General features: G+C 72.1%; 6 protein-coding genes. 3 read left to right on the top strand and 3 right to left on the bottom strand.

All coding sequences use genetic code 11. From position 1 onward, the window contains the following. Positions 1-730 (bottom strand): hypothetical protein (locus AB0I76_RS17980; RefSeq protein WP_357036367.1); only part of this gene is annotated, 730 nt, incomplete at its 3' end. A 99-nt stretch (positions 731-829) separates the two neighbouring features. Here AB0I76_RS17980 and AB0I76_RS17975 point away from each other — a divergent pair. Next, positions 830-1,576, top strand: a complete 747-nt coding sequence (locus AB0I76_RS17975) for an alpha/beta fold hydrolase (protein ID WP_357036364.1) — start codon at positions 830-832, stop codon at positions 1,574-1,576. On the opposite strand, the gene AB0I76_RS17970 is transcribed toward AB0I76_RS17975, so the two are convergent. Then, the gene (locus AB0I76_RS17970) at positions 1,524-2,183 is read right to left on the bottom strand and encodes a DUF998 domain-containing protein (RefSeq protein ID WP_357036361.1); all 660 of its coding nucleotides are present in this window, start codon (positions 2,181-2,183) and stop codon (positions 1,524-1,526) included. The two genes, AB0I76_RS17975 and AB0I76_RS17970, sit on opposite strands and share 53 nt — an antisense overlap. 122 nt (positions 2,184-2,305) lie before the next feature. Here AB0I76_RS17970 and AB0I76_RS17965 point away from each other — a divergent pair, with 122 nt between their 5' ends. Both AB0I76_RS17965 and AB0I76_RS17960 read left to right on the top strand, forming a co-directional pair. Next, the gene (locus tag AB0I76_RS17965) at positions 2,306-2,773 is read left to right on the top strand and encodes a hypothetical protein (protein WP_357036358.1); all 468 of its coding nucleotides are present in this window, start codon (positions 2,306-2,308) and stop codon (positions 2,771-2,773) included. A 90-nt stretch (positions 2,774-2,863) separates the two neighbouring features. Further along, on the top strand, positions 2,864-3,655 hold the full coding sequence (locus tag AB0I76_RS17960) for an alpha/beta fold hydrolase (RefSeq protein WP_357036355.1): 792 nt from the start codon (positions 2,864-2,866) through the stop codon (positions 3,653-3,655). Positions 3,656-3,751: 96 nt separating this feature from the next. On the opposite strand, the gene AB0I76_RS17955 is transcribed toward AB0I76_RS17960, so the two are convergent. Next, the gene (locus AB0I76_RS17955) at positions 3,752-7,390 is read right to left on the bottom strand and encodes a DUF11 domain-containing protein (protein ID WP_357036352.1); all 3,639 of its coding nucleotides are present in this window, start codon (positions 7,388-7,390) and stop codon (positions 3,752-3,754) included. Between the last annotated feature and the right edge of the window lie 459 nt (positions 7,391-7,849).

The raw sequence follows: 7,849 nt of genomic DNA, 5'->3' as shown, positions 1-7,849 counted from the left end.
CCGGCAGCAGCAGCACACCGTGGTCGTGCCGCACCATGTGCAGCGCCTCCCGGGTGCCGATGCGACGCCGCGCCGCGACCAGCGACTGCTCCAGCGCGACCCGCGCCCGCTCGTCGGGAAGCCGCAGTCCCGGCGTGACCAGGTGCGCGACGACGGCCGTGGTCGGCCCGTCGGCGGCGATCATGCCCGCCTCCAGCAACGTCCGGACCGCCTGGTCCCGGACGTCCGCGTTGTCCGCGAGCAGCGTACGGGCGGCCTCGTTCTCGCTCTGTGCCGCCAGTTCGCCGAGCAGGTTCTCCCGGTACAGCGCCAGGGACAGTTCCTTGAGCAGGCCCGTCGCCTCGATGTCGACGTCGGCCATCGTGCCGTCGGGGTCGATGAACCAGACGAATCCCAGCAGCAGGTCGTGGTGTCGGATCGGTACGCACACGCGGGGCAGGAGGTCCAACTCCGGGCAGGACGGTGTGCGCAACGGTTCGCGGGCGTCGGTGATGCCGAAGGCGCGCAGCCACGCGATGACCTCGGGCGTGGTCTGGCGACGCAGGATCGACGCCCGGCGTACCTCGTCCATCTGCCCGGTCTGCTCGCTGTAGACCACCACCCGCTGCCGCCGGTCCTCGATGAGCGCCGGCCGACCCGCGTGAGCCGCGACGGCGTCGACGATCCGCTGCAGCTCGCCCTGCACGATGTCCCCTCCGCCCGCCGCCCCGGCCGTCCTGCGGCCGCCCATGATCGGATTCCCTGTCTACACCCGACCATCCCCACCTGACCAGGCTTTCCGGGTTGACGGGTACGCCGGCGTGCGCCGGTTGCCGCTACGGTTGTCCACGTGACCGGATCACCCGTGGGAGCGTTGCGCACCCTGACCGTCGACGGGGTGGACCTCGCCTACCGCGTCGCGGGTGACCCGGCCGGCCCGCCCCTGGTGCTGTTGCACGGCCTCGGCGACGACGAACGGGACTGGCACACCGTGCTGCCCGCCCTCGCCGACGGGCACCGCGTGTACGCGCTGGACCTGCGGGGACACGGCCGCAGCGCGCGACCGGGCCGGTACTCGTTCGAGCTGATGCGCGACGACGTGCTCGGGTTCCTCGACGCGGTCGGCGTCGAGCGGTGCGCCATGATCGGTCACTCCATGGGCGGCACCGTGGCGATCCTGCTCGCCGAGGTCGCCCCGCACCGACTGACACACCTGGTCGTGGAGGACGTGTTCGCACCCAGGCCGGGCTCGCTGAAGCGGCCGCCCCTGGCACCGCCGGACACCCCCACCCCGTTCGACTTCGCCGCCGTCACCGCCATCCGCGCCCAGCTCGACGACCCCGATCCGACCTGGTGGGACCGCACCGACACCGTCGACGTCCCGACCCTGGTGATCGGCGGCGGCCCGGACAGCACGATCCCGCAGCACCTGCTCGCCGAGATGGTCGACCGGATGCCCGACGCCACCCTGGTCACGATCGGCGGCGGCCACCACGTCCACGCCAACCGGCCGGCGGAGTTCGTGGAGGCCGTCAAGGGCTTCCTCACCGCCCGGGCTGTGCGGTGGACCGCTCACGGAACATCGCCTCGCCCTTGACCAGCCAGGCCAGGCCGAACGCGAGCACCGCCGCCGCCTCGCACCAGAACAGCGGCTTCAGCGGGTCCCGCACCTCCTCGGGCAGCAGCGCGCTGGTCAGCCCGAGGGCGATCGCGGCAAGGATGAGGAAACCGCAGGTGCGGTACAGGCGGTTGCGGGTCCGCGCGCCCGGCGTGGTCGCGTCCCGCACCGGGAACAGGTGCAGACAGAACACGGCCAGCACGCCGAACAGCGCGGCGGCGGCGACCTGGTGCACCCACCCGACGACGGTGTCCGACGTGGAGAGTGTGCCGGCCGGTACGTCGGTGGTGGTGGGGAACAGGGCGACCACGACGGCCAGCGCGCCGGCGACCGTGCTCAGCAGGTCGTCGAGCCGGCGGTACCGGTAGGACAGCAGGAAGACCCCGACAGCGCACAGGCTGCCGACGAAGACGTTCCGCATCTCCGTGTGGTAGTAGCCGCTGATCGACTCCTGAAGGGTGAGCCGGCCGGTGACCAGGGCGTGGCCGGCGGGCAGGACGACCGGCAGCCCGATACCGACGACGCCGATGCCGAGCCGCAGCCGGCGAATGGTCTGCGCGTCCTGGGGTGACCTGACGGGGTCCACGGCGCCTCCCGACGGTCCCATCCCTACCTGGTGCTTCGAGCGTACGACCTGCGGCGACGATCGGCTGGTCACGTGGGGTGTCGTTTTCGGGAGGTCAGGGTGACTGCTCGTAGGATCGGGACGTGACGACCCGGCCGGCCCTCGGCATCCTCCTCGGCGCGCTCCTGCTCTCGACGGGGTGCGGCGTGGTGGACGGCGGCGAACCGACGACCGGGCGGCCGACTGCCGCGACCGGTGGGACGGTCGGTCCCGTCGCCCCCACCGGGCGGGCCGGTGACGGCCGGGCGCTGCTGCGGATCGTCACCCAGCTCGGCGAGCAGTGCCCGCACGAGCCGGTCACCCCCGACCCGCGCTGCGACCCGAAGCCCCGGCCGGACACCGGCTTCGAGGTGCGCTCCGCGGCCGGTGACGTCGTCACCCGAGGCCGGTCCGGTGCCGACGGCCGGGCCACGGTCGCCGTGGGTCCCGGCACCTACGACGTCCGGGGCGAGACGGTCGCGGGCTGGCGGATCGCCCCGCAGCGCCGGGTCACCGTCGACGGGAACGGAACCGTCGAGGTGCCCCTCACCTGGACCAACGGCATCCAGTAGGCCCGGCCCGCCAGGGACCGGGCGGCGCGGCGATCATGGGGCACGGGTACGACAGCCCGTGCGGCGGGAGCGATCCGTTAGGGTCCGGCCATGCCGTTCCTCGAAGCGCTCGGGATCGACGTCCACTACGACGAGTTCGGCCCCGCGGAGGCCGACGTCACCCTGATCGCGCTGCACGGCATGGGCGTCGACAACCGATGCGTCATCGGCGTGCACGAGCCGCTGTTCGCCGACCGTCCCGGCTGGCGGCGGATCTACCCCGACCTGCCCGGCATGGGCCGTACTCCCGCGCCGGAGTGGATCCGGGGGACCGACGACGTGTTCGCCGTCCTGCGCGCCTTCGTCGACGCCGTCGTGCCCGGGCGGTACGCGGTGAGCGGCGGTTCGTACGGCGGTTACCTCGCGGCCGGTCTCGCCGCCGCCGAGCCGGAGCGGATCTCGGGACTGGCGCTGCTCGTACCCATGGTTCTGCCGCCCGGCCAGCGTGACGTCGCTGAACATCGCGTGCTGTATCGCGAGCCGGGCGTCTCCGCGCCCCACGACTCCTCGGTCGTGGTCACGGCCACCGCGGTGCGGCGGCTCGAGGACGAGGTGCACTGCTCGGTGGTCGACGACGCGGCCGTGGCGAGGATCGCCGCCCACTACGCCGGCTCGTTCCCGCTGACCTCCACGTACGCCGGGCCGGCGCTGATCGTCACCGGACGGCAGGACGACGCGCTGGGCTACAACGACCAGTGGCGGCAGTACGGCCAGTTGCCCCGGGCGACGCACGCGGTCCTCGACCGGGGCGGCCACGGGTTGCTCATCGAACTCTCCGGGCTCGTGACCGCCCTGCTCGCCGACTGGCTCGACCGCGTCGAACAGCCGGCACCGACCGGATAGACGCGTCCACGCCGGGCGGGGTGGCCGGTGGCGGGCACCGGCCACCCCGCGGTGGCACGTTCGTCCCCGGCGGTGATCCGCCGGACGATCAGGGCACTACCGGCCGGTGCCTCCCTTCACGACGATCGTCACGTCGTCGGTGTTGTTGCCGGTCACCGGATCGGGCGTGGTGCTGGTCAGCTTCGCGGAGTTCTGGATCGTCCGGACGCTGCCCTGCGCCTGCGCCTCGATCACGAAGGTGACCGTCGCGCCCGCCGGCACCGTCGCCGCCGTGCAGGTCACCGTGTGGGTCGCCCTGTCGTACGCGCACTGCGGCGAGACGTACTGCACGACGAGCTTCTTCGGGTCCAGCGGCAGCTTGTCCACCACCGTCACGTTCTGCGCGTCGGACGGTCCGCCGGCCCCGCAGGTCGGGGTCGGGGTGGACTGCGCGTCGCTCTCGCAGCCGCCGTTGTTGTGCACGATCAGGGTGTAAACGACCGTCGGGGCCGGGTTGCCGGACCGCTGGTCGCCGGTCTTGTCCAGCCACAGCTCGGCCGAGGTCTGCACCCCGGTCTGCTGGGTGGCCGTGTTGTTGCCGGCGTTCGGGTCGGGTGTCGGCGACGCCACCGTCACCCGGTTGGTCAGCGTCGTCCCGTCCGGCACCGACGGCGCGACCAGCACGGTCAGGAACACCGTCCGGGTCTGTCCCGGGTCGACCGCGCCCAGCGCGCAGACCACCGTGTCGTTCTGGACGAGGGTGCAGACGGTGGCGCCGTTGCCGTCGACGCCGCTGACGTAGGTGGTGCCCGCCGGCAGGGTGTCGGTGACCGTCACGTTCTGCGCGGTGGACGGCCCGGTGTTGGACACCGTGATCGTGTAGGTGATCTTCTGTCCGGCCAGGACCGGGTCCGGCGAGTCACCCTTGGCGACCGACAGGTCGGCCGAGGCGGCCACCGTGGTCGCCACGCTGTCCCGGACGTCGTCGTTGTCCGGATCGGCGGTCGCGCTGGAGACGACCGCCTCGTTGAACAGCACGGTGCCCGGCACCACGTTCGGTGCCACCCGGGCGACGATGGTGACGGTGGCGGACGCGCCGGAGGCCAGGTTGCCGAGGCCGCAGCGTACGTCGCGCGCGGTCGGCTGGCCGTTGGTGCAGCTGCCCACCGACGGCGTCACCGACACGAAGCTCACCCCGGCGGGCAGGGTGTCGGCGACCACCACGTCCCGCGCGACGGACGGACCGTCGTTGGTGACCGTGACGACGTACTGCAGCTGGGTGCCGGCGACGACGGACGCCGGACCGGTCTTGTCCAGGCTGAGGTCGGCGGACCCGACGAACTCCACCCGGCCGGTGGCCTGGTTGTTGGCGGTGTTCGGGTCCTCGGTGGCGCTGCGGACCGTGGCCACGTCGTTGACCTGCGCGACGTCGGCGGCGGTGACCGTCACCCGCACGGTCGTACGCCCGCCGGCCGGCTCGGTGCCGAGGTCACAGGTGACCGTGATGCTGGTGGCCGGCCCGGCGGTGGTCGGTGCGCAGGTCCCGGACGGGGTGACCGTCACGCCGGTCACCTCGAACGGGGTGGCCGAGGTGAGCACGTCGGTCAGCTCCACCGACGTGGCGTCGGACGGACCCAGGTTGTCGACGTGGATGTCGCAGTACCCCGGCGTGCCGGCGGGCGCCGGCCGGTCGGGCTTGCAGACCTTGGTCACCGCCAGGTCGGCGCGGGTCTTGACGCTCGTGGTCGCGGTGGCCGTGTTGTTGCCCGGGTTGGGGTCGAACTGGTCGGCCGCGGTCACCGTCGCGGTGTTGGTCAGGGTGCCGGCGGGCAGGTCGGCGGGGACACGGACCTGGATGACCAGCGGTACCGACTGGCCCGGCAGCAGCTGTCCGAGGTCGCAGGTGAGGGTGCCGGCCGAGTTGGTGCACGCGGGCGTGCTGGACAGGAAGGTCACCCCGGCCGGGAGCGTGTCGGTGACGGTGACCGAGGAGGCGGTGTGCGGGCCGTCGTTGGTGACGGTGAGCGTGTACGTCAGGTCCTGGCCCGCGTACACCGGGTCGGGGGAGTCGCTCTTGGTGATCCGCAGGTCGGTCTCGTCGCAGGTGGTGAACCGGAACGCGCCGATGCGGGTCTGCCGGCCGCCGCCGTGCTGCTGGGTGTACCAGAACGTGCAGTCGTCGGTCGGGTCGACGTTCATCGAGCTGTAGTCGCCCCAGCGGTCGGCGTTGGTCTGTGACGTGGTGCCGGAGAACATGGTCTGCTCCGGCTCGGGCATGCTGCCCAGCGGCGCGCTCGCCAGCCGACCGGTGTACGCGATCGACGGGAACACGTTGTTCGCCGCGTCGACGATGCTGTAGCCGAGGGCGATGTTGCCCTGGCCGTCCATCGCGATCGAGCCCATCCACCGGTCGGCGGTGCCGGGCGCGTACGTGCCCTGCTGATGGATGGCCCACCCGCCGCCGCCGTTGCGCAGCTCGTACCAGCGGGTGCCGACCCGGTCGGCGCCGTCGGCGTCGACCGAGGCCTGGACGGCCACCATGGACTGGTGGGTGCCGAAGTTGCGGTACTGCACGCGGTGCAGCAGCCGGCCCGGCAGGGCGTCGATGCGCTGGGTGGTGCCCGGCTGGTCGATGCAGTCCCGGGCGGCGCCGTTGCCGTCGACGTCGGTGCAGCCGACGTTGATGTCGAACGGCTGCGTGTTCAGCGTCGTGGTGAGCCCGAAGGTGCTGTTGGCCGGGTTGGTCCAGTCCACGTGGAAGTCGTACACGTCGATGCTGTCCTGCGCGCCGCCCTGCCCGTTGTCCGAGTCACGGGACAGCAGGAAGTGGTTCGGCTCGCCGGCCACCGGCGCGTTCACGCCGTCCCAGTCGCTGGGGAACATGCGCACCCGGCCGGCGGAGGAGACGCCGGGGCCGAGGGCGCCCGCGCCGGAGCCGAAGTACTGGAAGGTGGCGGGGCTTCCGCTGACCATCGCGGACCGGTCGAAGGCGTACGCCCCGAGCGTGCCGCCCTCGAACGTCGACATGTAGAGCCCGTCGGGCCAGACGCCGAACTTCTCGTAGTCGTGGGAGGCGCTGAGCCGGAACGAGTAGGTGAAGTACGCGCCGGTCGGGTCCGGCGTCTGCGAGTACGCGACGCACATGTCGAACGGCGCGGTGTTCGGGCTGGTGAACTGGGCCAGCATCCACCGGTCGACGGTCTGGTCGTACAGCACGATGGGGTCGCCGGCGTTCTGGGTGTCGCAGCCGTTGTCGTTGACCGTGTTGGAGGTCCACAGCGAGTTGATCGGGAAGGGGCCGCCGCCGGTCGGCGAGGTGCCGTCCTTGTTCCAGATCTGGAAGGTCGTGTTGACCATCTGGACGTAGTGGTCGGGTCCGACGTCTCCGACGGTGTCCGGCGGGGTGCCGCCGGTCTGGCCGGCGAACGGGGTGTTGGTGGGCTTCAGGTCGTCGTTGACCGGCCCTTCCAGCGCCTGGATCGCCGGATCCGTGCGGCCGGCGACGTCGGCCTGGGTGGGTGCGGTCTCGGTGCTGGCGGCGGGGTTCTTCCGGATGTCCTTCGCGGCGCGGGGAAGTGTCCGCACCGCCTTGGACACTCCGGCGCGGACCGGGTCGACCACGCCGACGTGCTTCGGCTTGGCGGCTTCCATCGGGCGGGTCGCGGCGACGGTGGCGGGGTGGGGCCCGATCAGGACGGTCAGGCCGGTGACGAGGAGCAGTGCCGCGGGCGCGGCGAGGATCCGTCTTCTTCGCATGGAAACCTCCAAAAATGGGATCAGATGATCCACATGGGGCGACGGTCTCGCACTTCATAGCGCGGCGTAGCGGGCCGATCACCCCAGTGACACGCATCCGACACCGACCCTGCACGGTCTCCGAGGTATCCCGCCCAATGGGTGTCGTGCCTGGTCAGCCGTTCGGGTTGATGTCATCGGCGTCAGCTCGACACGACGGCGCTCGCTCTCTGCGAACACGGTCCGCCCGCCCCTACCCGTCGTCCCCCCGGGGGATCGGGGACGCCTCGGGGTCCGACCCTGGCTGTACCCGGATCCCGTCCTCCGGACGGGCGGACATGTCGGTGGTGGGGGATAGGTTCGGGGGCATGGTAGAGCGCGAGGAGCGGTTCCGCGTCGAGGTCAGCGTGGGCGACCGGGCGGTCGACGTGCGCGCGGCCGGCGCGGTCGACGTCGCGACGGTCGCCGCGTTCCGGGCCG

Source organism: Micromonospora sp. NPDC049799 (genome assembly GCF_040656655.1).
In the GTDB taxonomy this organism is placed as follows: Bacteria; Actinomycetota; Actinomycetes; order Mycobacteriales; family Micromonosporaceae; genus Micromonospora.
Note: the sequence above shows the minus strand (reverse complement) of the source record. Positions and strands in the feature narration are given on the sequence as shown.